This is a genomic window from Prosthecobacter dejongeii, assembly GCF_014203045.1.
Lineage (GTDB): Bacteria > Verrucomicrobiota > Verrucomicrobiia > Verrucomicrobiales > Verrucomicrobiaceae > Prosthecobacter > Prosthecobacter dejongeii.
In genome coordinates this window covers 75903-101050 of the sequence record NZ_JACHIF010000006.1, presented here as the reverse complement: position 1 = coordinate 101050, position 25148 = coordinate 75903, and the positions used below count along the sequence as shown (strand labels likewise).

At 59.2% G+C, this 25148-nt stretch carries 17 protein-coding genes; 12 read left to right on the top strand and 5 right to left on the bottom strand.

Annotated features, from left to right (window positions below):
- The first annotated feature begins 123 nt into the window (after window positions 1–123).
- From HNQ64_RS14815 to HNQ64_RS14805, 4 genes are all read left to right on the top strand, one after another.
- The gene (locus tag HNQ64_RS14815) at window positions 124–3402 is read left to right on the top strand and encodes an AAA family ATPase (RefSeq protein ID WP_184209949.1); all 3279 of its coding nucleotides are present in this window, start codon (window positions 124–126) and stop codon (window positions 3400–3402) included.
- Between the two features lie 99 nt (window positions 3403–3501).
- A complete protein-coding gene (locus HNQ64_RS23820) occupies window positions 3502–3681 on the top strand; it encodes a hypothetical protein (RefSeq protein WP_221305464.1) in 180 nt (59 codons plus the stop codon).
- Window positions 3682–3887: 206 nt separating this feature from the next.
- A complete protein-coding gene (locus HNQ64_RS14810; RefSeq protein WP_184209947.1) occupies window positions 3888–4358 on the top strand; it encodes a lipocalin family protein in 471 nt (156 codons plus the stop codon).
- 77 nt (window positions 4359–4435) lie between these two features.
- Window positions 4436–5908, top strand: coding sequence for a protein adenylyltransferase SelO (locus tag HNQ64_RS14805; RefSeq protein ID WP_184209945.1), 1473 nt, complete (start codon window positions 4436–4438; stop codon window positions 5906–5908).
- Here HNQ64_RS14805 and HNQ64_RS14800 read toward each other — a convergent pair whose 3' ends face one another.
- The gene (locus HNQ64_RS14800) at window positions 5909–6844 is read right to left on the bottom strand and encodes a YHYH protein (protein WP_184209942.1); all 936 of its coding nucleotides are present in this window, start codon (window positions 6842–6844) and stop codon (window positions 5909–5911) included.
- 136 nt (window positions 6845–6980) lie between these two features.
- On the opposite strand from HNQ64_RS14800, the gene HNQ64_RS14795 reads away from it, so the two are divergent.
- Window positions 6981–9095 carry a M3 family metallopeptidase gene (locus tag HNQ64_RS14795; protein WP_184209940.1) on the top strand — a complete coding sequence of 705 codons (2115 nt, stop codon included), beginning with the start codon at window positions 6981–6983 and terminating at the stop codon, window positions 9093–9095.
- A 45-nt stretch (window positions 9096–9140) separates the two neighbouring features.
- Window positions 9141–9443 carry a hypothetical protein gene (locus HNQ64_RS14790; protein ID WP_184209938.1) on the top strand — a complete coding sequence of 101 codons (303 nt, stop codon included), beginning with the start codon at window positions 9141–9143 and terminating at the stop codon, window positions 9441–9443.
- A gap of 62 nt (window positions 9444–9505) precedes the next feature.
- Here HNQ64_RS14790 and bioA read toward each other — a convergent pair whose 3' ends face one another.
- Complete coding sequence (bioA, locus tag HNQ64_RS14785) at window positions 9506–10774, bottom strand: adenosylmethionine--8-amino-7-oxononanoate transaminase (protein WP_184209936.1); 1269 nt, start codon at window positions 10772–10774, stop codon at window positions 9506–9508.
- 95 nt (window positions 10775–10869) lie between these two features.
- Between bioA and HNQ64_RS14780 the strand changes: the two genes are divergently transcribed.
- The gene (locus tag HNQ64_RS14780) at window positions 10870–11139 is read left to right on the top strand and encodes an AbrB/MazE/SpoVT family DNA-binding domain-containing protein (RefSeq protein WP_184209934.1); all 270 of its coding nucleotides are present in this window, start codon (window positions 10870–10872) and stop codon (window positions 11137–11139) included.
- Window positions 11140–11149: 10 nt separating this feature from the next.
- On the opposite strand, the gene HNQ64_RS14775 is transcribed toward HNQ64_RS14780, so the two are convergent.
- Complete coding sequence (locus HNQ64_RS14775; RefSeq protein ID WP_184209932.1) at window positions 11150–12091, bottom strand: histone deacetylase family protein; 942 nt, start codon at window positions 12089–12091, stop codon at window positions 11150–11152.
- 91 nt (window positions 12092–12182) lie between these two features.
- Between HNQ64_RS14775 and HNQ64_RS14770 the strand changes: the two genes are divergently transcribed.
- Window positions 12183–14846: a DEAD/DEAH box helicase gene (locus HNQ64_RS14770; RefSeq protein ID WP_184209930.1), complete on the top strand. Its 2664-nt coding sequence runs from the start codon at window positions 12183–12185 to the stop codon at window positions 14844–14846.
- A gap of 4 nt (window positions 14847–14850) precedes the next feature.
- Here HNQ64_RS14770 and HNQ64_RS14765 read toward each other — a convergent pair whose 3' ends face one another.
- The gene (locus HNQ64_RS14765) at window positions 14851–15426 is read right to left on the bottom strand and encodes a class I SAM-dependent methyltransferase (protein WP_184209928.1); all 576 of its coding nucleotides are present in this window, start codon (window positions 15424–15426) and stop codon (window positions 14851–14853) included.
- Between the two features lie 67 nt (window positions 15427–15493).
- Between HNQ64_RS14765 and HNQ64_RS14760 the strand changes: the two genes are divergently transcribed.
- Window positions 15494–15724 carry a YgdI/YgdR family lipoprotein gene (locus HNQ64_RS14760; RefSeq protein ID WP_184209925.1) on the top strand — a complete coding sequence of 77 codons (231 nt, stop codon included), beginning with the start codon at window positions 15494–15496 and terminating at the stop codon, window positions 15722–15724.
- Window positions 15721–16305 carry a Maf family protein gene (locus HNQ64_RS14755; protein WP_184209922.1) on the top strand — a complete coding sequence of 195 codons (585 nt, stop codon included), beginning with the start codon at window positions 15721–15723 and terminating at the stop codon, window positions 16303–16305. Before HNQ64_RS14760 ends, HNQ64_RS14755 begins: the two co-directional genes overlap by 4 nt.
- 25 nt (window positions 16306–16330) lie before the next feature.
- Here HNQ64_RS14755 and HNQ64_RS14750 read toward each other — a convergent pair whose 3' ends face one another.
- Window positions 16331–17191 carry a helix-turn-helix transcriptional regulator gene (locus HNQ64_RS14750; protein ID WP_184209921.1) on the bottom strand — a complete coding sequence of 287 codons (861 nt, stop codon included), beginning with the start codon at window positions 17189–17191 and terminating at the stop codon, window positions 16331–16333.
- Window positions 17192–17400: 209 nt separating this feature from the next.
- On the opposite strand from HNQ64_RS14750, the gene HNQ64_RS14745 reads away from it, so the two are divergent.
- Entirely contained in the window at window positions 17401–20910 is a 3510-nt protein-coding gene (locus HNQ64_RS14745) for a DEAD/DEAH box helicase (RefSeq protein ID WP_184209919.1), read from the top strand.
- A gap of 118 nt (window positions 20911–21028) precedes the next feature.
- Window positions 21029–25024, top strand: coding sequence for a beta strand repeat-containing protein (locus HNQ64_RS14740; RefSeq protein WP_184209917.1), 3996 nt, complete (start codon window positions 21029–21031; stop codon window positions 25022–25024).
- Window positions 25025–25148: the final 124 nt, after the last annotated feature.

Sequence of the window (25148 nt, the reverse complement as noted above, 5' to 3'; positions counted from 1 at the left end):
CGAGCTGATTCGTCGGCAGGGGCAATGGACGCCTTTCCCTTGCCAAATAAAGGCTAGCGCGACATTGCGCCGCTGTGGCACAGTCTGAGCATAGGATCAGGGAAACAACCAACCTTCAAAACCATGTCTCCTGAAAAATTTACCGTTAAGCTCCAAGAGGCCTTCAATGCCTCGCAGTCTGTGGCCACGCGCCATGGGCATCAAGAAGTCAAACCTGCCCATCTCCTGTCCGCCCTGCTGGACCAGGAAGGGGGCCTCACCAAGCCGTTGCTGGAAAAGGCAGCGGTCAATCCTGAAAAGGCCGCCCAGTTGCCCGAGCAACTGAGTCAACTGCTGAACCGCCAACCCAAGGTCACGGGAGCGACCGGCAGTCTTTACTTGTCCAGCGAGTTCCGCGACCTCATGACCAAGGCGGAAGATGAGCAGAAGAAACTCAAGGACGATTTCCTGAGTGTGGAGCACATCCTCCTGGCTCTGTTCAAGACCAAGTCTGAGGTGTCTGACCTGCTGAAGCAGGCAGGCCTCACTTACGAAACCGTTTCCAAAGCCCTCGCCGCCGTGCGTGGCAGCCAGCGCGTGGTGGACCAAGACCCGGAAGGCAAGTACCAGACCCTGGAAAAATACGGCACGGACCTCACCGCCCGTGCGAAACAGGGCAAGATTGATCCGGTCATCGGTCGCGATGAAGAGATTCGCCGCGTGATGCAGGTGCTGAGCCGCCGCACCAAAAACAATCCCGTCCTCATCGGTGAACCGGGTGTGGGTAAGACGGCCATCGCCGAAGGCCTGGCCCGCCGCATCGTCGCCGGGGACGTGCCAGATTCTCTCAAAGGCAAACGCCTCATCAGCATGGACCTGGGCGGCATGATGGCCGGGGCCAAGTTCCGTGGCGAGTTCGAGGAACGTTTGAAAGCCTTCCTCAAAGAAGTGACCAGCAGTGAGGGGGAAATCATCCTTTTCATTGATGAGCTGCACACCATCGTGGGTGCAGGCAAGGCGGAAGGGGCCATGGATGCGGGCAACCTGCTGAAGCCGCAATTGGCCCGTGGGGAGCTGCGCTGCATCGGCGCGACCACGCTGGATGAATACCGCAAATACATCGAAAAGGACCCAGCCCTGGAGCGTCGCTTTCAACCGGTGCTGGTGGGTGAGCCGAGCGTGGAAGACACCATCGCCATCCTGCGTGGTTTAAAGGAACGTTATGAGGTGCACCACGGCGTGCGTATTCAGGACGGGGCCATCATCGCTGCCGCCACGCTGAGCAACCGCTACATCACGGATCGCTTCCTGCCAGACAAGGCCATTGACCTGGTGGATGAAGCGGCGAGCCGCATCAAGATCGAGCTGGACTCCATGCCCACGGAGATTGACGTCATCGAGCGCCAAGTCATGCAAGGGGAGATGGAGCGTCAGGTTTTGAAAAAGGAAAAAGATCCTGCCAGCAAGACCCGCCTGGAAAAGCTGGAGAAGGAAATCGCCGATCTCAAAGAGCAATCCTCCGCCCTGAAAGCCCAGTGGCTGAAGGAGAAGGAAACCGTGGATGCGGGCCGGAAGGTGAAGGAGGAGATTGATCGCCTGCGCACGGAACTGGAACAAGCCCAACGTCGAGGCGACTTCGGTCGTGCCGGAGAGATCCAGTATGGTCTCATTCCAGACCTGGAGAAGAAGCTGGCGAGCAGCAGTAGAAGCGACGCCCTCGTCGCTTACCCCGGTGCCAGCGGCGCCCCCGCCGCTCAAAGCCCCTCCTCATCCCCCTACACCTACTTCGACCCCGAAGCCAAAATAGACAGCGTGCGCAGTGGCAACCTGCCGCATTGGCGGCAGGACGGAAGCGTGTATTTCGTCACGTGGCGGACGGCGGATTCCATGCCGGAAGAACGCGTCAGCCAGTGGCTGAGCGAACGCCGGGAGTGGCTAAACCAGCACCCCGAACCACACAACGAAGCGGAGAAGGCTGAATACACCGATCTCTTTTCCCGACGGTGGGAAAAATGGCTGGATGAAAGCCATGGAGCCTGCGTTTTGGCCCGCCCAGAGATCCGCCAAATCGTGGAGGAAGTGATCCGCAACCGCGATGGCATTGACTACACCCTGGAGGCTCTGGTGGTGATGCCTAACCATGTGCATGTTCTCGTTTGGCCACAGCCTGGACACTCGTTGAGCGATATTGTGCAAGCGTGGAAAAGTATCACCTCACGACGCATCAATGAAGAACTCGGCCAGAGCGGCACTTTCTGGCAAAAGGAGAGTTATGACCACATTGTCCGGGGCCTCGGTTCCCTCCAGCGGCTTCGCGATTACATTGCGGAAAATCCGCGTCAGCTCACGGGTGCAAAGCCACCCGTATGGCTGCGTGGCGAGGGCGCCACGGGCACCGGAAGCAGCGGCGGGGGCGCCGCTTCTACCCCCTTACTTCGCGAAGAAGTCACCGAAGATGACATCGCGCGCGTAGTGGCGAACTGGACGGGTATTCCCGTCTCCCGCCTGCAAGAGGGCGAGCGGTCCAAGCTGGCGAAAATGGAGGAACGCTTGGCTGACCGTGTGATCGGCCAGCGGGATGCCATCGTGGCCGTCTCCAATGCCGTGCGACGTGCGCGTGCGGGCATCCAGGATGAGAACCGCCCCATCGGCAGTTTCCTTTTCTTAGGCCCCACAGGCGTGGGCAAGACCGAGCTGTGCAAGGCCCTGGCCGAGTTTCTCTTTGACGATGAAAACGCCATGACCCGCATTGACATGAGCGAGTACATGGAGAAGCACAGCGTCAGCCGTTTGATCGGGGCACCTCCCGGTTACGTCGGTTATGATGAAGGCGGCCAGCTCACCGAGGCCGTGCGACGCCGACCTTACAGCGTGGTGTTGTTTGACGAAGTGGAAAAGGCCCACCCGGATGTCTTCAACAGCCTACTGCAAGTGCTGGACGATGGCCGCATCACTGATGGTCAGGGCCGCACCGTGGACTTCAAAAACACGGTAATCATCATGACCAGCAACATCGGCAGCAACGCCATTCAGGACGTGACCAATGCCGAGCAACGAGACGCCCTGGTGCGAGAATCGCTGAAGCAATTCTTCCGGCCAGAGTTTCTCAACCGCATTGATGAAATCGTTATCTTTGATCGGCTCGATGCAGCCCAGCTCGACAAGATCGTGAAGATCCAGCTCCAACGCGTGATCACTCGTTTGGCCAAGCAAAACATCCACCTCACCGTCACGGATGACACCACCCGCTATCTGGCGGATGCTGGGTTTGATCCCGTGTTTGGAGCTCGTCCACTGAAGCGCGCCATCCAGAAACACCTGCTGGATCCGCTCAGCCTGGCCGTGCTGGAGGGCGGCTTTAAAGATGGCGATGTCATCACCGCCACGATGAAGGACGGGAAGCCTGTGTTTGAGAAAGCCTAAACTTTAGCCCACTCTCCTTGGATTCGGAATTCCTGGATCCAAGGAGCCACATCATACGCGTTCGCCTTGTATTTTACAGGGCATTCACTATGTTAACCCATGCCTGATGATTTACAGGAGACCTTACGCCGAACCGTGGGTGACAGCCCTTCCAGTCTGCCACCGCTGAAGCGTCTGGAGATGCTGTGGAAAAATGCACTACGGCTGCGCGGCGGTGTTTGGCGAACTCCTGGATCCGATGGAACCCTCATTCGAAAAACTGTTGGTGCGCCTCGCTGATCACGGCGTTCAATTCATCGTCGTCGGTGGAGTGGCAGTAGCCCTTCAAGGCTACATGCGAATGACGGAGGGTGATCATCCCTTATATAGATGGTGGATTTCCTTGCCCCTTTGGGTCACTGCGAGGCGTTTACTACGATGTGAAAACTTTTTTCTACCTGCTCGCTGCTGCGTGCCTGTTTTCTTTCACCTCATGCTCCACCCCTGTGAAACACCCCCCACTCAAAACCGTCGCCCACGTGGATCTGCCGCGTTACATGGGGGATTGGTATGTCTTTGCCCACATTCCCTACTCGCTTGAAAAAGGCAAGGTGGGCACGCTTGACCGTTACGCACCGAGGCCGGATGGGAAGATGGACAACATCTTTCTCTTTCGCAAAGGCACCCTCGATGCCCCGCTCCAGCAGTGGAAAGGCAAGGCCTGGGTGCATAACAAAGAAACGAATGCTGAATGGCGCGTGCAGCTCCTGTGGCCCTTTCGTATCCCCTACTTGATCATTGATTTGGACCCCGATTATCAATGGAGCGTCATTGGTTATCCCAATCGCAAACTGGCCTGGGTGCTGAGTCGAAAACCCAGCCTGGATGAAGCCACCTACCAGGGTATTCTCAAACGTCTCGAAGCCCAGGGTTATGACCGCACGAAGCTGGTGAAGGTGCCACAAAATCTCCACTGAGCCTAAGATCACCGCCTCTGCAATATCTGTGCTTGCTGTGGCAGAGGCAGGGTGCATGAAGGGGGGAATCCTATTTCATGAACGAGTCTCCCCCTCCTTTTGCCGACGCTGGCTGGCGTCTGGAGCACAGCTATGCACAGCTACCCACGCTGTTCCATTCCCTGGCTAAGCCGACCTCCGTCGCCTCGCCACGCCTAACCATCTTTAATCAGGACTTAGCACAAGAGCTGGGATTGAATGCCGAGGTGCTGGACCGGCCTGAAGCTGCCGCCCTTTTCACTGGAAATGAATTACCTCCAGGTGCCTACCCCATCGCCCAAGCGTATGCTGGCCATCAGTTTGGCAAGTTCACCACGCTGGGAGATGGACGGGCCATTTTGTTAGGCGAGCAAATCACGCCGAGCGGGGCGCGGTTCGACATCCAGCTTAAAGGCCCGGGCCCCACTCGCTATTCCCGCCGGGGAGATGGCCGCGCGGCCCTGGGGCCTATGCTGCGTGAATACATCATCAGCGAGGCCATGTACGCGCTGCGTATCCCCACCACCCGCAGTCTGGCCGTGGCGACGACGGGTGAGGCGGTGTATCGCCCCCAGCCTTTACCGGGGGCCGTTCTCACGCGTGTCGCAGCCAGTCACATCCGGGTAGGCACCTTTGAGTGGGCAGCGGCGCATCAGAACAAAGCTGCGTTAAAAGCCCTGGCTGACTATACACTGGCGCGGCATGATCCTGCGCTGGTGGGGGAGGAGTCACCTTACCTCGCATGGCTGCATTCCATCATCGGGCGGCAGGCCTCGCTCATCGCCCAGTGGCTGCATGTGGGCTTCATCCATGGGGTGATGAATACGGACAACATGGCCCTCTCAGGCGAGACGATTGACTATGGTCCCTGTGCCTTCATGGATGCGTATGATCCTGGCACGGTCTTCAGTTCCATTGATCATCATGGCCGGTATGCCTATGGCAATCAGGCCCCCATCGCCCAATGGAATCTGGCCCGGCTAGCAGAGGCACTTTTACCCCTGCTGCACCCTGAGGAAAAGCAGGCCATCGAACAGGCCAATGCCGCACTAGAGAGCTTCCGCAGTCGTTTTGATACAGCCTGGCTCGCCGGCATGAGAAAGAAACTAGGCATCTTCAATGAAGAAGCCGAAGACAAGGCCCTGGCGGATGCCCTGCTGAGCTGGATGCAGGAACAGGAAGCGGATTACACCCAGACCTTCTGCGCTCTTTCCTCCAGGGATGGGGTGAAAAGCCATCTAACTAATGATGCATCCTTTTCAGACTGGCTGGCCCAATGGAAAGCGCGGTTAACTCGCCAGCCACAATCTGCCGCTGATGTAACGCCCCTGATGCAAGCGCATAACCCCGCCTTCATCCCGCGCAATCACAAGGTGGAAGAGGCCCTCACAGCCGCCATGCAAAACGAGGACCTCAGCGTGATGCAGCGACTGCTCCAGGTGCTGGCGAAGCCCTATGATCACAGCGTGGACCTGCCAGAGTACAGCCAGCCGCAGCCAGCGGAGGATTACCAAACCTTTTGCGGCACCTAATCAAGGACGAGGAGGTGGGCCCTCCCCTCTTGGGCCTCCTGGAGGCCCCATTCCAGGAGGTGGCCCAAATCCTGGGCCTCCACGACGCCCCCTACGTGGCGGGCCGCCTCCGGGAGGGCCTCCCCCCTGTTTTTGGAAGCTCTTGTCCGGACTGCCCTTCCACTGGCGGCCCATGTAGGGGAATTCATCGGTGATGCAGTAGTGATAGATGCCAGCGGGATATTCTGGTGTGACGCCGTAGCGCCCATGGCATTCATCCAGGTCTCCCAGACCTGCCACGTACTCATAGTCCTGGGTGTAGTAACCATCGTACGCACCACCGGGGCCGTCGTTTCCACCAGGGCGTTCACCGGCTTTCAGTCGGTAGCTGCTGCGCATCTTCACGAGTGGGCTGGTGGCATCTTTGGCGTCTTGATGCGCACGGCTGGCATAGATGGGGAAGCCATCCGCCGCCCAGCCTAACAATTGCATTTTATCTACAGCGTCTCCGCCCAGATTCTGGATCAGGCCGGTGGGCAGGCCGTGGTAATGGTAGGCTCCGTTAGGCTGCACGTGGGCATCGTTTTGGTCCAGCCCCAGATCCACCTGGCCACTTTTGGCCTCAGCCACCCAGCCGGATCGGGGATCGCGCTGCCAAAACTCCGCCGTGCCTGGTTCAAAAGGCACGCCATTCACCGCCACGCCGAAAAACGCCCGCTCTGCCCGCGTAGGCTGGGCGGCGACCTGGGGCTTCAGCGTAACGCGAAACTCGTATTTCTGCGGTGCGATAGCGTTCGGATTGTGCGGATTGGGAAAGGCCCCCATGACGTGATTGGCGATGCCATTGGAGGTCACTATGCGCCACCCGGCCTGCTCACGCACCGTGGCCTCCGCTGGAGGCGTTTGAGAAAAGACAGGCCCGGCACACAGCCAGAGGAAGATCGTCGTTCGGTTCATACCATCCCTTCAACGCTTGGCTTGGCCCAAAGACTTGGATCTTTACCTCCGCTTAACAAAATTCATTCCCGTGCGTTCATCCTTGCCACCTGAGCCTCCTCGCCGATAATCGCCGCTCTTACGCCGACCACCCCCTATGGCTCAACCGTTCCTCACACAGGACTTTCACATCCGCTGGTCCACCCTGGATTCCTCCTGCATTCAGGCGGATATCAAAACCGCACTGGAGCAGGCCGACGCGAACATCAACCGCCTCATCGAACAAGATCGCGGCAAGATGAACTTCGACACCGTCGTGCTGGCGCTGGATGAATCCACTCGCGCGCTTAACGAAGCCTGGGGCCTGGTGCAGCACCTGGATGCCCTGTGCAACTCTCCTGCCATGCGGGAAGCTCACAATGCGATGCTGGCGGAGGTGAGCTCCTTTTTTGCCAAGATCCCCCTCAATGAACACCTGTGGGATCTGCTGGAAACCTACAGTAAAACGGAAGAGGCCCGCGACCTATCCCCCGTGCGCAAACGGGCGCTGAAGGAGACGATGGAGAGCTTTATCCAGGCGGGATCGAACCTGCCGCCAGAGAAAAAGAAGCGCCTGGAAGAACTGGAGTCTGAGCTGTGTCAGGCCACGCAAAAGTACTCTGAGAACGTGCTCGATTCCACCAACAAGTGGGAGCTGATCCTCACGGATGCGGATCGCCTCAAAGGCATGCCGCAGTCTGCGATTGACGCCGCACGTGCCGAGGCTGCGGCCAAGGGCCTAGGTACCCCTGAGGCTCCGCATTATCGCCTCACACTCAAGGCCCCTTCCATGATCCCGGTGATGGAGTATGCGGAAGATGAAAGCCTGCGCAAAGCTGTGTGGGAAGGCTCCACCGGCATTGGCCGTGGCGGTGACCATGACAACACCGAGCTGATTTGGAAGATCCTGCGCCTGCGCCATGAAAAGGCCCAACTCATGGGCAAGTCGAACTTTGCCGACCACGTGCTGCAGCAGCGCATGGCGAAGAATGGACAAACGGCACTCCAGTTCATCGAGAACCTGCACGCCAAGGTAAAGGGCGCTTTTGATCGCGAAACGATCCAGCTCCAAGAATACCGCGCCGATGCCGTGGGCCAAGCGGCTGATCTCCTACAACCGTGGGAAGTGGGCTACTGGGCGGAAAAACAGCGCAAGGCTGAGTACGACTTTGATGAGGAAGAACTGCGCCCTTACTTCCCGCTCGATAAGGTGCTAGGCGGCATGTTCCGGCTGGCGGAAATGGTCTTTGACCTCCGCATCGTGGGCCGGGATGTGGTGCACTACCCCGCAGGAGAATCTGGCCCTGCCAGCACCCAACCTGGGGAACTGGGCCCGGTGGAAGTGTGGCACCCAGATGTGAAATTCTATGAAGTGCGTAACGAAAAGGGTGTCCACATCGGCTCCTTCTACGCAGATTGGCACCCGCGCGACTCCAAGCGCGGCGGTGCCTGGATGAACTATCTCAAAGGCGGCGTGCCCCCGAGTGGAGAGCGCGACCGCCGCCTGCACCTGGGCCTCATCTGCGGCAACATGACTCCCCCTGTGGATGGCAAGCCAGCGCTGCTGACACATGACGAAGTGTGTACCGTTTTCCATGAATTCGGCCACCTGTTGCATCAGTTGTTAGGCAACGTGGAGATCCCGTCTTTAAACGGCGTGAATGTCTATTGGGACTTTGTGGAACTGCCCTCCCAAATTCTGGAAAACTTCTGCTGGGAGCGTGAGAGTCTGGACCTCTTTGCCCGCCACCATGAAACGGGCGAGACCATCCCAGCCCGCCTGCTGAAAAAGGTGCTGGCGGCCAAGAACTACCGCAGCGCCAGCGACATCGTACGCCAGCTTTCTTTTGGCAAGCTGGACCTGGAACTGCACATGCACCACGCCACGGATGAAGGCGCAGATCTGGATCAACTCTCACGCCAGTTGTTGAAGCCCTACCTCATGCCCCTGAAGACGGAGACGCCCTCCATGGCGCGGCGTTTTGGTCACCTCTTCAGCAGCCCGGTCGGTTATGCCGCCGGCTATTACAGCTACAAATGGGCGGAGGTGCTGGATGCCGATGCCTTCACCCGTTTCCAAAACGAAGGAGTGCTAAATCCCAAGGTGGGCCGTGACTTTCGTGACAAGGTGCTGAGCAAGGGCAACTCCGAAGACCCAGCGAAGCTCTTCCGCGACTTCATGGGCCGTGATCCAGACCCGATGGCGTTGCTGATTCGTGCGGCCTTGGCGTGATTTTGTGTAGCCGCGCCCGCCAGGGCGTGGGGCTTGAGAAGCTCGATGCTCAAGACCACCCCCACCCGCTGGCGCGGGCAGCTACCCCTCGTAGCCGCGCCCGCCAGGGCGTGGGGCTTGAGAAGCTCGATGACACCAGACCATCCCCACCCGCTGGCGCGGGCAGCTACACCCCGTAGCTGCGCCCGCCTGGGCGTGGGGGTTTGGAAGCTCGATACTCAAGACCATCCCCACCCGCTGGCGCGGGCAGCTACCCCTCGTAACTGCGCCCGCCAGGGCGTGGGCTTGAGAAGCTCGATGACACCAGACCACCCGCCACCCGCTGGTGCGGGCAGCTACACCCCGTAGCCTCGCCCTGGTTTGATCGTCACCCTTTTGGTTATACCGATTCTTTTACTGTAGCGTCTAGTTTACACTGTAGCGGCGATGGTCACGATGGCTTGGCGCAGCGCATCCACCATTTTTTCCAACTCGGATTCCGTCGCAGCGAGCGGTGGCATGAGCACGAGCGTATCCACCACGGGCCGCGTCAGAAGACCATGCTTGCGTGCTTCCAGGCAGGTCTTCACGCCCATGAGTTTCTCAGGGGCGTAGGGTCCGATCTCGATGCCCGCCACCAGCCCGCATTGGCGGATGTCTATGACAGAGGGGATATCCCGCAAGGAATCGAGCAGCGACGTGAAGACGCGGATCTTTTCCGGCAGACGCTCCAGGACCTGTTCTTCCCGGAAGACCTGCAAGCTCCCCAGCGCCGCAGCGCAGCCGAGTTGATTCGCCGTATAACTATGACCGTAATAAAAAGCACGCCCGGCACCGAGAAAACCTTCAAACACACGCTCAGTTGTCATCGTCGCAGCCAGCGGCAAGTAGCCACCCGTGAGGCCCTTCGCCAGACAAAGAAAGTCTGGCACCACCTCCTCATGCTGGCAGGCAAACATCTTCCCCGTGCGGCCGAAACCTGTCATCACTTCATCCAGGATGAGGAAGACATCGCGCTGGCGGCACCAATCACTCAGAGCTTTTAACATGCCGTTAGGCCACAGGCGCATGCCAGCGCTGCCTTGGATGAGAGGTTCAATGATGACAGCGGAAAGCCGCGCGACTTCCTCTGGAGGCAGTTGATCCAGAGCCTCAAACGTGGGCACACGCTGGACACGATAACCGAAGTCATTACCACTGCCCTTAAAGACCGGGATGCCCCCCACACTGGCCGCGCCCAGGGTATCGCCATGGTAAGCGCGATCAAAGGCCAGGATGGTATCCCGCTGCGGATGCCCATTTTGTTTCCAATACTGCAAGGCCATGCGGATGGCGCACTCGATGGCCGTGGAGCCATTGTCCGAATAAAACACCCGGCTCAGCTGGCTGCCGGGCAAGAGATCCACCAGTTGCTGACCGAGCTGAATGGCAGGCTCATGCGTGAAGCCGAGGAAGGACGTATGCGCGATTTGATCCAACTGCGCCCGGATGGCGGCATGGATGGTGGGATGACTATGCCCGTGAATGTTCGTCCAAATGGAGCTGTTACCATCCAGGTAATCGCGCCCATGCTGATCTCGCAAATAACAGCCCTGACCCGACACCAACATCAACGGCTCATGCCCCTCATCACACCACGCCTGCATGGGCGTGAAGGGATGCCAGAGATGCCGTTTTTCGATCTGGAGGAGAGAGGTCATTGAGAGAGGAGAACAGACCTAGCATGACAGTCCCCCATGCTCCAGCATGATCCGAGAGACCTTGCTTTTTGGAATATTGATGACAGTTTAGTTTTATGAACGCGACATTTACGATTGATGACGGAGGACGTATCAATCTACCTGAAACACTTAAGAAAGCCTTCGGCTTGAAACCTGGCACCCGGTTGCGAGCAGAGGTTACCAAGGACCGAATTGAAATCGTAAAAGACCTTTCAGTCATCGAAGGAACCTCTTGGTCGCCGAACGGACGCCTTGTTCTAGCGCTAACAGGCATTGCCACAGATTCGGCAAAGGCAGTTCGTGAAGAACGGGAAGAATTAGCTGACCGAGCTTTAAGGCGATGAACCACATGGCTTAGTCTCCGACCAACGCTCCCACATGCGAGGTCACGGCACTGGCCAAACCGGTGAGATTGTAACCTCCTTCGAGGACGGAGATGAGGCGGCCTTGGCAGTGCTCATCCGCAGCGACCATGAGCCAGCGGGTGAGCTGCGCAAAGTCGTCATCGGTGAGTTTGAAATGGCCGAGAGGATCGTCCACGCGGGAGTCAAAGCCGGCGGAGATCATGATGAGATCGGGCTTGAAGCGAGCGAGCGCGGGCAGCAGGTGATCTTGAAACGCTGCACCGATATGTTTCATACCGGCCCCGGCAGCAAAGGGGAAATTCAGGGTGGTACCCAGGCCTTTCCCCGCGCCCGTTTCTTCCCGCGCGCCAGTGCCGGGGTACCAGGGTGACTGATGGGTGCTGGCAAAGAGCACGCTGCCGTCATCGTAGAAGATGTCCTGGGTGCCATTGCCATGATGGACATCCCAATCCACGATGGCCACCCTGGCAGCGTTGTGTTTTTTCTGCGCGTGGCGGGCGCCGACGGCGATGTTATTAAACAGGCAAAAGCCCATGCCCTGAGCAGGCCGGGCGTGGTGGCCAGGAGGACGCACGGCGCAAAAGGCGCGGCTAAGTTTGCCCGTCATGACGGCATCCACAGCATTCAGCACAGCCCCCACGGCATGGGTAGCCACGGTGTAGCTCTTTTCGCAGATCTGGGTATCGCCAGTGCTGAGGGTATCCAGCCCAGCGGCGACTTCATCCCGAGCCAGTTCAATGTAGTGGCGCGGATGGCAGAGTTCCATTTCAGGCATCTCCGCTTGGCGACTGGGGATGGAGGCCAGCTTTGGCAGCAGGCCGGAGGAGCCTAGAGCCTTCAGAATGGCGGTGTACCGGGCGGGGCTTTCCGGATGGCCAGGGCCGGGATCGTGATCCGTGTAGTGAGGGGCGAGGTGCAGGCCGGTGGTCATGACGGATGATTTTTGGCAGGTGGAACAAGATTTTAAAGATTAACCGGAAAGGCGAGCCATCTTTTCCATTCCTGCCGTTCCTTTTTCGTTCATGCCCCTCGCTCTAGACGCCTCCCTTTCTGATGTTCCCGGCCTGTCCTCCCGGGTGGTGAAGGCACTGGCCAAGGAGCAAGTCATGACGGTGGGAGAGATCGTGAACTGGCTGCCCTTCCGCCATGAAGACCGGCGGCAGATGGAGGGGGCCACCTTTCAGGTCAGTGAACTGCCTGCCTGCTACCAGGTGCAGGTGACGAAAACGGGGAACAAATACTTCGGTGCCCGGCGCGGGGCGGGGCTGTTTGAGGCGCAGGTGGAGCCCATCGGCGGCGCGGCCATGGGTGGTCTGCTGACGCTGCGCTGGTGGAACATGCCGTTCATGAGCCGGGCCATCGCGGAGGGTCAAGAACTGATCATCTACGGCAAGGTCAAGGAGTACAAGGATCGCCTGCTGATGGATCACCCGGAGTATGAGGTGCTGGGGGATGAAGAGGAAACCACTCGCATCCACAGTGGCCGGATCACGCCAGTGTATCGGCTGAAATCAGGCGTGACCCAGAAGACGCTGCGCACGGCGACCTGGCATGTCATGCAGTCGCTGGGCGAGGACTTTACCCGCGATCTTTTACCGCCTCCGAGCCAGCAGGGAGAGTTCGCCGGCTGGAGCCGTGCGCGGGCCATCAAGGCGGTGCATTTCACGGAGACGATGGAGGACCTGGAGAAGGCCCGTCGTTACCTGGCCCTGGAGGAGTTTTATGGCTATCAACTGCGGGTGGTGCGGCGGAGGCGCGCGGTGTTAGAATCCGGCGGTCACGCACATGCAGCCGGCCCACTGGCGCAGGAGTTTGAGGCCTCCCTGCCCTTTCAAATGACGGGCGCGCAGAAGCGCTCGCTGGAAGAGATCCAACGCGACATGGCCAGCAACGCGCCGATGAATCGCCTCCTGCACGGGGATGTGGGCAGTGGCAAAACGGTGGTGGCTTTTGCGGCCATGCTTGGCGCGGTGGAGGCGGGCAAACAAGCCGCCATGATGGCCCCCACGCAGATTCTGGCCGAGCAGCATTTCCTCACCGCACGCAAGTGGCTGGAGCCACTGGGCCTGAATGTTTCTCTACGCACCGGAACGAGGGCAGAGGATGGGGGGACTGAGCTATGGAGCGCACGCGTCCCGCAGGCTGTTTCACGCGTCTCGCGGGAAACCGTTCTCAAGACCGCCCGCGAGGTACACTATGCCAAACGACGCCTCCCCCACTTCGAGCGTCCTTGGGGGAAGTATTTTCTAACGTTTACAACGGCATTGAGAAGACCCTTGCCACCGGAGGCCCGCAAGCTTGCTCTTGAGGCAGTGCTGCATTTCCATGGGCAGCGCTACCAACTGTATGCGGCCTGTGTGATGCCTGATCATGTACATTTGCTTTTGGAACCAGGGGTGAAAAATCGTGACCCCGAGACAGGTGATCCAGTGTTTTATCCATTGGGCGAACTGCTGCATTCCATCAAATCTTTTAGCTCGAAAGCCATCCTAAAATTGGGGTGGGAAGACGCGCGTGTTTGGGAAAAGGAGACCTTTGACAGGCTCATTCGTTCTGAGGCAGACCTGCAAGAGACCTTTGGGTACATCGTTAGCAATCCTCGTGAGGAAGGCCTCGTCACTCATGCGCAGGAGTATGAGTGGTTATGGCCTCCCTTGGACGGAGTTCCGCGGGACGCAGAACTCAGCACGCGAGACGCGTGCGCTCCATGTAAAAAAGGCCCGGAAATCGTCATTGGCACGCATGCGCTGCTGCATGACGAGGAACTGGTGCGGAACCTGGGTTTGGTGGTGATTGATGAGCAGCACAAATTTGGCGTGGCCCAGCGTGCGCGTTTGATTCAGAAGGGCAATACGCCGGATGTGCTGGTAATGACAGCCACGCCCATTCCCCGCACCCTCACCTTGACAATCTATGGGGACTTGGATGTCTCCACCATTGATGAGCGGCCCAAAGAGCGCGGCAAGATCATCACCAAAGTGCGCCCGGCCACGAAGCAAAAGGAAGCCGCCAAATTTCTGAAAGAACAACTGGAGGAAGGCCGCCAAGGCTACCTCGTGTACCCACTTATCGAAGAGTCTGAAAAGCTGGATGCGACAGCGGCCAAAAAAGGCCATGAGGAATGGACAAAACTTTTACCACACTTCCAGGTAGGCCTACTGCACGGAAAACTGAGTAGCGAAGAGAAAGAGCTGGTGATGCGGGACTTCCGCGCTGGCAAGCTGGATGTGCTGGTCTCCACCACCGTCATCGAGGTGGGTGTGGATGTTCCGAATGCCACGGTGATGTACATTCACAATGCCGAGCGATTTGGCCTCGCGCAGTTACATCAGTTGCGCGGCCGCATTGGCCGTGGTGAGCACACCTCTTACTGCGTGCTCTTTGTGAAGGATAAAGATGAGGAGGCGAAATCCCGCCTAGCTATCATGGAAGAGACCACGGATGGATTTCGCATCTCGGAGGAAGACCTGAAGCGCCGGGGGCCGGGAGATGTGCTGGGCAAAGCCCAGAGCGGGCAAGCACCGCTGAAATTCGCCGAGCTGCTGGCAGATACCCGCCTGGTGCGGCTGGCGCGCCAACTCGCAGAAAAAACCCTGGATGAAGACCCCCAAATGCAGGCCCCGCGACTGGCAGAGCTGCGGCCCTTTGTGTTCCAGGAAGACACCCCGCAGGCGATGATGCAGTGAGGCGTTACTTACGCGCCACGTAAACAAACGCCGGCGGCACATTGCCCCACACCACACGGCTGGTTTCCACCCCGGGCAGGAGGTCATGCAGCAGGCCTCGGAAACGCTGACCACTGGGCAGCCGATGAAAGCCGTAGTAGGCGAAGGTAGCGAAGCGCCCACCATCACGCAAATGCGGCAGCACGTTGCCCAAAATCGCCTCCTGCAACCCGCGTGGGAAAGCTGTCCACGGCAGACCACTGACGATGACATCAAAGGGCTCGCGATCCGCCAAGTAACTGGCGAAATCAAACTCCTGCGCCCCCGCGATGTGGAAGTTCATGGTGGGAAAACGCGTCTTGAGCTGAGTGACAAAGGTCTCATTCAGCTCAATGCCCAGGTAGCTGGAACCATGAGGCATGGAATCCAAAATGGCCTCTGTGAAAGCGCCGGTACCGGGGCCCAGTTCCAGCACATGGCGGGCCTTGCCCACTTCGGCAGATTCCATCATGCGGGAGGCCAAAGCGGCGCTGGAAGGTGCCACCGCGCCGACGGTCTTCCAATTACGGACGAATTCATGCAGAAAAGTGGCGGCGGACATGGGCAGCGCATATAACCGGACTTGCGAAACGGTGCGAATGTTTTTCCTTGGGGAGCGTTCTTCCTGCATGACCCTGCTCCAGCGTACCCTCAGCATCGTCGCCCTGGCCTCCCTTTTGGCCAGTTGCCAGTCCACCAGCAGTTATAAGATCACGCTCAAAGATGGCCGCCAATACCTGTGCAAAGGCCGCCCACAGTTTCAGGGAAAAACCGGCTACTATCGCTACAAGACCTTTCAAGATCGGGACTCGCTGCTACGGGCCGATGAAGTGCTCATGATCGAAGAACAAGGCACATGATCTCCCTCCCCCCGCCGCCGCTGGTGCTGGCCTCTCAGTCCCCCCGGCGCATCGCGCTGATGCGAGAAGCAGGCTACACGTTTGATATCCTGGTTCCTGATGTAGAAGAAGCCCACGATGCCAGCCTGACCCCGGAGGACCTAACGGTGGAAAACGCCCGGCGCAAAGCCGCTGCTGGAGCCGCCCTGAGACCGGAGGCCCTGGTCATCGGCGCAGATACCCTCGTTTATGTGGATGAAGATCCATTAGGCAAACCGAAAGATTTAGACGAAGCCCTGGCCATGATGCGTCGCCTCTCTGGCCGCCAGCATCAGGTCTGCACAGGCGTCTATCTCGCCCGCGAAGGCGGCAGCGCGGGACTCGGTTTCCACGTCATCACCGAGGTCACCTTCAAACCGCTGACGGATACGCTCATCCAGGCCTATCACGCCCGTGTGAACCCGCTGGACAAAGCCGGTGCTTATGGCATCCAGGAATGCAGTGAGATGATCCTCGACCACTACGAAGGCTCCTGGACCAACGTCATGGGTCTGCCCATGGAAAAGCTGGTGGAGGTGCTGGGAAAGGTGGGCCCTACCTGATCTACGCAGCCAACTATAGCCCCCCTCAACTCTGCCGCTCTTCTTCACGGAACTGAGTCGGCGTGAGTTTTGTCATGCGTTTGAAGTCTTTGCTGAAAAAGAACTGGTCAGCGTAGCCGACTTGGCGGGCGATTTCTTTGACGGGGTCGTCGGACTCGATGAGGCGGCGCTTCGCCTGGTTGATACGCTCGCGGCGCAGCCAGTCGATGGGGCTGGTGCCGATGGCGGCCTTAAACTGGCGGCTGAAGTGGCTTTCGCTCATGCCTGCGAGCTGCGCCAGTTCCACCACGCGGATGGGTTGGTGAAAGTAGAGGCGCATTTTCTCCAGCGCCTTTTGCACCGGCATGGGTAGGTCTGGGCGGATGAGATCTGGATCTGACAAACGAGCATCGAACGCCATAGCGATGATGGACGAGACGGCTGCATTGACATGGGCGGCATCACAGGGGCGATTGCCCTCTAGATAATCAAAGCTGCGCCCAAATTCCATGGCAGCTTGCCCCGCATCGAAGCCAGCAAACACGGGCATGGAGCGCACCTCCAGCAGTTGGGAGATGCGGTCGAGCGAGCGCCCCTCCGCCCGCACCCAATAAACCTCCCACGGATCTTTGGAAACGGCCCCGTAAGCGTGGGGGTGGTGGCAGTTCACCCACACCAGTTGCTGCGGGCCCACCTCATGTTTTTTCCCCGCCACCTGCACCCAACCCTGGCCACTGAGGCAAAGGATGAGTTCATGCCCTGGGTAGGTTTCTCGCTGGATGCGGTGCTCTACCCCCGCGTGCAAGTGCCCTGCCCGGACCACGGAATAAAACAAGTCTCTCTGCCAATCCGCTGGAGTGGCGTAGAGATTCCTGAGAAAAGTGGTCTCTTGAGGGGGGATTTTCATGGCGGTATAATACAACAAGGGGATAACGGTTATCTTGACCGGGTGTTGGATTTTTTTGAGATCAGTCCCCAAACACCCCGCTGCCCCGCCTCCGGAGAGAAAAGAAATTTACGTGACAAGGGTGACATCTCTAAGACTGCTCTGGCGCGAGGCGAATCACTGTGCTAAGGCAACCAGTTCCCCCGGTCTCCACCGTGGGTTTTGTGCTCATGCCTGACTTCGCCACATCCCTCCCCGGTCTCCTTCAGTCTTTTGATCCACGCCTTCGACAGGAGGCGGAACGCCTCGCCGATGATGATGCCATTCGCGGGCTCGACATTGTGGAGGATGAAGTGCTGGCGGAGGTGATCTTAGACGACCGCCGCGTGAATGTACGCTGGGCCCTGGAGGAGGATGCGTGGATCTCTGAAAGCGATTGTGATGAAGAGCCTCTGCATCTCCTGGCCCTGTGCGCAGCCCTGGTAGCGGCGCAGCGCCGTTTCGCCCGTCAGGCACCGAATAGCACGGCCCCTTCCCTGCCCCCTGAGGAAACCTTTCAGCTCATGCTGGAGCGGCGGCTCGCCCGCCAGCTCACCCCGGAAGAAGAAGGCTACCTCAGCAAGCTGGAGAAACGCTTTCAGCGCGTACGCCAGAGCGGCCAGATTTATGATCAGGACATGGTGCGCCTGCACCCACGCTGGAGCATCCAGAGTGTGGACCCGCTGGCCCTGTGGCCTGAACCGCCCGTGAACCTGCGGGAATTCTGGGAATACGTGGCCCTGGCACTGAATGAGCGCAATCTCCCTGCCCCCTCCTTCCTGCGCAATAGCGTGGACCTGGATGCCGTGCGCGCCCGCCTCAGTGCCTGGCGTCAGGAGCGCACGCTGCCGCTGTGGCGCGAGCGCATCCGCACGCTCCTGCGCAGCCTCTCCGATGCCCCGCCGAAACAGCGCCGTAGCTGTGACCTACGCCTCATCATCACCCCCTCCGAAGCCCGCCTGCAAATGCGTGCAGGTGAAGACGCCGCCTTCCGCAATGTGGCAGGCATGGAGCTCACTTCTTTGGAGAGTGAATATGAACGCGGGGCGCTGACCCTGCCCGCTGCCGCAGAACTCCTGCTGCTGACTTGCGTCAGCCAGGCCGGGGCCAATCCGGGCGATGTCTGCCGTTTTGACCTGGATACGCACAGCCGCTGGCTGGGCACTCTTTTCCAGCAACCCGCCCTCCAGGCGCGCCTGCTGACGCTGGATGAAATGCCCTTCCGCCGCGTCAGTGAGCCGCTGCGCTGGTCCAGCACCGAAGAAGCTGAGACCGGGCAACTGCGGCTGGAACTCGTGCAGGCCGATGGCACACCCGCGCCCCTGCCGCTGCGCGTGATGCACGGGGTGGAGCCCCTCTTCCTCTCGGTGGATACCCTCTTCCCAGGCCCGCTTTGGTTCCCGGAAGAAACCCGTCTGGATGGCCCTGCCTCTATCCCGATCAACGCCCTCGCCACCCAGGATGGCATCGCCTTCCTGGAAAAGCTCAGCTTGCCCCTGCCGGCGGACATTGCAGCCCGCATCCGGCATGAGCCGCTGCAGGTGCAGGTGCGCGCCAGTTGCATCGCCCGTTCCCACGCCACCAGCACGGAGCACGCCGTCTTCCAGGTGGATGCCGCCACGCCCGATGGCACCGTCAGGGAAGTCCTCCGTTATGCAGGTTGGCAGCCGACGGAAAACGCCCGACCTGACGATGACAACAGCATCATCTGCCGCGATCGCACCGCCCTAGGTCTGGCCGAAGCAGCCCTGCAGGACATGCGCCCCGTGTATGATGCCGAGCACGAAGGCTTCCGCGTGCGCCTGACCAAGACCTTTCCCGACCAGTTTAACAACTGGGCCAAGGGCCTCCCCGAAGGCATGAGCCTGACAGCAGATGATCGCCTGCAATCCATCCTGGCAGATCCCCTCATCGCCCGTGTGCGCATCGAGGCCTCCCAAACAGCGAACATTGACTGGTTTGACCTGAAGATGGTCTTTGAAGTGGACGGTGCCGACCTGAAAGCCGCAGACATCCGCCGTCTCATCTCCGCAAAGGGTGGCTTCGTGCAGCTAGCCGATGGCACCTGGCGCCGCGTGAAGCTGGAACTCAGCGAAGAACAGCAGGCCATGATGGACCAACTGGGTCTGGACATGGATGAATTCAGCAATGAGGCGCATCGCCTGCACTGGCGCCAGCTCACCGGCCAGGGCGCCAAAGAAATCATCAACCCACGTGCATGGCAGAATCTGACCCAGCGCATGGAAGAGGCGAAGTTGGAGGAGCGCCCTCCAGTGCCAGAAGGTCTGGGTGTGACCTTGCGCCCTTACCAAGAAGAGGGCTTCCACTTCCTCTCCTACCTCAGCTTGAACAAATTTGGTGGCATCTTGGCTGATGACATGGGTCTGGGTAAAACCATCCAGAGCATCACCTGGATCCTGTGGCTGCGCAGTCGCTACCGCAATGCCTGGCCCTGCCTGGTCGTGTGCCCGAAATCAGTGCTAGATGTGTGGGCCACTGAATTCGGCAAAGCTGCCCCTGGCCTGAAAGTGCAAGTGCTGCGGGACAAAGAAGAGCTGGACCTGGAAAGCCTGTATAAGGACTACCACGTCATGGTGATGAACTACGCACAGCTCCGTGGCTGCATCGAACTGCTGGAATCTGTCAAATGGCTGGCCGTCATCCTGGATGAAGGGCAGCACATCAAGAACCCGGACAGCAAGGCCGCCAAGGCTGCGCGCATGCTGAAAGCGGAAAGCCGTCTCGTCCTCAGCGGCACACCCGTAGAGAACCGTTTGTTAGACCTGTGGAGCCTCATGACCTTCGCGGCTCCGGGTGCCCTGGGAGATCGCAATTACTTCCACCGTCACTTTGACCGCCGCAAGGATGCCAAGGCTAGCGAGCGCCTCTCCGCCCGTTTGAAACCCTTCTTGTTACGGCGCACGAAGTCCCAGGTGGCCAAAGACCTGCCTGCGCGCAGTGAGGAAGCCATGCTGTGTGAAATGAGCGGCACGCAGGAGCGGCTGTATCGTGAAGAACTGGCGAAGGCCCAGCACATGGTGCTCACCGCCTCCGGCTTTGAAGTCCTGGCGCAAAAACGTTTCGCCATCCTGCAGGCTCTCACCCGCCTGCGCCAGATCTGCTGTCACCCCGCCCTGGTGGATAAATCCGCCGGTGATGAAGACAGCGCCAAGCTGACCTCCACCCTGGAACTCATCGAAGGCCTCCATGCCGAAGGGCACAAGGTGCTGCTTTTCAGCCAGTTCGTCACCATGCTGAGCATCATCCGGGATAACCTGGATACGATGAAAATCCCGCACTACTGGCTCACCGGCAGCACGAACAATCGTTCCGAAGTGGTCCAGAGCTTCCAGGAAGATCCAGACCCATGCGTCTTCCTCCTGTCTCTGAAGGCAGGCGGCAGCGGTCTGAACCTCACCTCCGCCAGCTACGTCATCCTTTACGATCCATGGTGGAACCCTGCCGTGGAAGCCCAGGCCATTGACCGTGCTCACCGCATCGGCCAGACCCAGCCCGTGATGGCCTACCGAATGATCACCAAAGGCACCATCGAAGAAAAAATCATGCTTCTGCAGCAGAAGAAGAGCCTCATGTCCGCCAATATCTTGGGCGAAGGTGGCTTCTCCAGCACGCTGGAAAAATCCGACTTCGAGTTCCTCTTTGGCCTGGAAGCCGAAGAAGCGCTACGCTCCGAAGACTGATCCGCAGTCTTTCGGGACTGGATGGCATCAGGGTGGGGAAATCCCTTATCCTGATGCTCATACGTACGTTTCTGCTGAAAAAAAATCAGGATGAGTTAGGCTGGGAATCCCCCCAACCATGAAACTGACCGCCCTGAAAGTCGTCCACGGCCGTGCCCGGCGCTTCACCCTTGACTGTCGCCTGCTCGCCGCTCTGTCCAGCCTCCTACTGGCCAGCCCACTTCCCGCGCAGACTTTGCAGTGGGATGCGAATGGCACGGGCGATGGTGTGACCGATGGCGGCGGCACCTGGAACACCAGCAACAGCAACTGGTGGAACGGCAGCACGAATGTGAGCTGGAACAATGCCGCCGGAAGCATCGCCGTGCTGGGAAACGGCACCTCGCCAGGCCTATCCACCGCCGCGACCACCATCACCCTCAGTGGCACCTTGAATGCTGGGGGCCTGCAATTCAACACGCTCAATCTCACCAATGCGGAAACCCGCGCCTACGTGCTGACCGGGGGCACGCTGGCCCTAACCAATGAAGCCGGCATCAGCCTAGCCAATGGCAGCTCCAACGTGGGCAATGCCCGCATCACCATCAGTTCTGCGATCTCAGGCAATAACATCAAGTTGGAGAAAACAGGCACAGACCTGGGCCTCATCACTCTAAATGGAGTCAACACCTGGACGGGGACCTTGACCATGCCGACGCTGGCCAACTCTGGCGGTGTTTTCCTGAGTGTGGGAAACATTGCTTCCATCACCAGCCTTGGGGCCATTGATGTGCAGACTAACAACAGTTTGGTCATCGGTTACAGCCAGACGAGCGCGATGAATGTCCCCATCTCCATCGCTGGCACGGGCAATGGTGCACGCGGGGCCATCCGGTTTGATCAAAATCGCACACTCTCCGGCCCCATCACCCTGACCGCTGCAGCAGGCATCTCCACCAATGCAGGCGGTACCACGGGCACCATCGCTGGGAACATCGGCGAACTCGGCGGTAGCCGCGCGTTAACGATCAATAGCAGCACCGCTGCAGCCGGGACCATCATCCTCAGTGGCAATAACACCTTCACGGGTGGGGTCATCGTGAACAACGGCGCGCTGCGCATCGGCAGTGTGGGCGCCTTGAACAGTAACAGCCCGAATTTGCTTACCTTCTCCAACACCACCCAGGCCAAGTCTGTGTTCCTGGATGGTTTTTCCATCACCACCGCAGGTCTTTCCACCTTGGGCTCGACGGATGTGGTGACGGTGCAGAATGCGAATGCCACAGCAGCTACTTTAACCCTGCGTAATGCGACCACGCAGACCTTCCGAGGCAGCCTTTCCGATGGCACGGGGGGCGGCACGCTGTCTCTGGTGAAAACCGGCCCTGGCACGCAGGTGCTGACCCGAGCAAACAGCTACACCGGCAGCACCACCATCACGACGGGTAGCTTGCAACTGGACTTCGCCGCTACCGGTGCCCCTGTGGCCAACATCCTGGGCAGCAGCTCCCCCCTGATTCTCAATGGTGGCACCTTAGCCCTCACGGGAGGAGCTTCCGCGGCCAATAGCCAGACGGTCAACGGACTCACCGCCGCACCGGGAAGATCCACGATCAGCCTAACCACGAATGCAACGACGCCGCAGAATTTACTCCTCAACCTCGGCACGATCACGGCCCAGAATGGCGGCACGGTGAATTTCCTTCTACCTGCAGGGACCCAGAGCGTGAGCAATGGCATCCGCACCACCAGTGGCAATGACGCCAGTGGCATCCTGGGTGGCTGGGCCACCGTGAATGGCCAGGATTGGGCCAGCGTGTCCGGAGGCAACATTGTCGCCTACACGGGCTATCAACAGATCACCAACTTCAGCAGCGGTGAAAACGCGCAGGGACCTCTACCTAACAACCCGAATGCCAATGTAAAAATCGTGGATGGCGGCTCCTCTGGCGACATCGCCCTGGGGAATCCCAGCGGCATCACGGACATCAACACCCTCATCCAAGCAGCCACCGGGAATGCCGTCATCGCCAGTGGCTCCACGGCCACGCTTCGCCTCGGCATCCAGGGTGGCATCCTCTTGACCACAGATGCAGGCAACCTGACGGTGGGCGCAGCGCCTAACAATGGAAGCGTGCTCGCTGCAGGAGGCAGTGTCAGCGGCACAGCAGGGCAGATCTCTTTCACAGATCAAGTCGCCACTCAAGTCACCACAGTGAACTCCATCATCCATGACAATGGTGCCGGTGGCACGGTAACGGTGGTAAAAAACGGCCCCGGTACGCTCATCCTGGCAGGCACTACGAGCAACTACACCGGCGGCACTTTTCTCAATGCTGGCCTCACCCGCATCTCCGCAGACCGCAGCCTGGGGGCCATCCCTGGCAGTGTGCAGGCGGGCAATCTCACCTTCAATGGTGGCACGCTGCAATGGAACTCAGGCTTCAATCTCAGCAACAATCGGGGCATCACTCTGCTGGCGGGAGGTGGAACCTTTGACACGCAAATTCACACCACCACCTATGGCGGCATCATCAGTGGCCCTGGAGGCCTAACCAAACTCGCCACCGGGAGCGTCAATGGATCTGGCACCCTCGCCCTCACAGGTGCGAATACGTACGCGGGAGAAACCATCGTCACCTCAGGCACGCTCCTGGTCTCCCATAACCAAGCCCTGGGCAGCATGGCGGGTGGCACGCAAGTGGCCAGCGCGGGCATCGTGCGACTGAATGAAGGCATCACCGTCACTGGTGAAACCCTCACCATCAACGGCCCGGGTAACAACCAGGGGAACCTGCAAGTGCAGACGGGCAATGCCGAATGGGCGGGAGACATCATCATCGGCAATGACGCCGCCCGCATCGGCACCGGCTCTTCCACGGGCGTCCTCACCATCAGTGGGGTCATCAAAAACGGTGCCGGAAGCAAGCTAGGCATCAGCGCCCAAAGCGGCGGCACCGTGATCCTTTCTGGAGCGAATACTTACACCGGAGTCACGGAAATAATCCGCGGAACTTTGCGCCTGGGCCGGGACAATGCCCTCGCTTCCGCCACCGTGCTTTCCCTGCTCACCAACACCGTCGTCACCGAAACCGTGGCCGTGGATCTTTATGGATTTGACCAGACCGTCTCAGGCCTGCGCCACGGCGTGGTGTCGAACGTGGACAACATCAACATCACCAATTCTCAGACAGGTGACGAGTCCATCTTCACCCTCAATCAAACGACGAATCAAACCTACAGCGGCAAGATCACAGGCAATCTAGCCTTCATCAAAGAGGGCGCAGGCACCCTCACGCTGACCAATACCTTCAACGCCATCGTCACCGCCTCTCCTCTGGTCACCACCCCCGTCGCCAGCGTCAGCAACTACACCGGCAAGACCACCATCCGCGCAGGCACCCTGGCCCTGAGTGAAAATGGCAACCTCACCGGCACCCCCTGGATCCAGGTGGATCAAAATGCGCTCTTCAGCATCTCCGGTCGCAGCAGTGGTGACTACACCCTGAATGCCCAGGTGCTCTCTGGACGCGGCAGCGTGAATGGGCTGCTGAATGTGGCAGGCAGCAGCTACCTCAGCCCCGGTGACTCCACCGGCACCCTGGCGAATGCGGGCAATGGCCTGGGCGAACTGACCTTTACCAACCTCACCTTGCAAGGCGGCACACCCACCCTGCGCGCCCTTTTCCAAATCGGTGCCACCAACAGCAACCTGGCCGATATTTTGTCCGCAGGAAATCCTGCCTACTTTGCCAATGCTGACTCCAGTGACCTCTACGACAGCCTACAAATCAATGGCACTCTGGGTCTGAATGCAGGCAGCACACTGAAAGTAGAACTCCAGGGCAGCTACGTCCCACAACTGGGCGATGTGTTTAATCTCCTGGACTGGACCACCACCCTGAATCCCGATGCCGATGGGGCAGGCGGAGCTGGTGCCTTCACACTGGCGGATCTGGACCTGACCAGTGCCAATCCCATCCTCATGAACAATGGCTGGTTTTTCGAAACTTCCCAATTCCTCCAGCATGGCATCATCTACGTGGCCGTGATCCCGGAGCCCTCCCGCGCGCTGTTACTCACTCTCGGCGGTCTCTTTCTCTTCGTACGCCGCCGGCGTTCGCAGGTGAGCTGAAACAGGCCGTTCAAATGCTTGCCCTTAACATTCGTTCGCAAATGGGCGCGCAGCGCAGGAAATGAGACCGGGATTTTATTCCCCTGTCCGCTGAGCACGCTTTCTGCTCCCGTCAAAGGAGTGC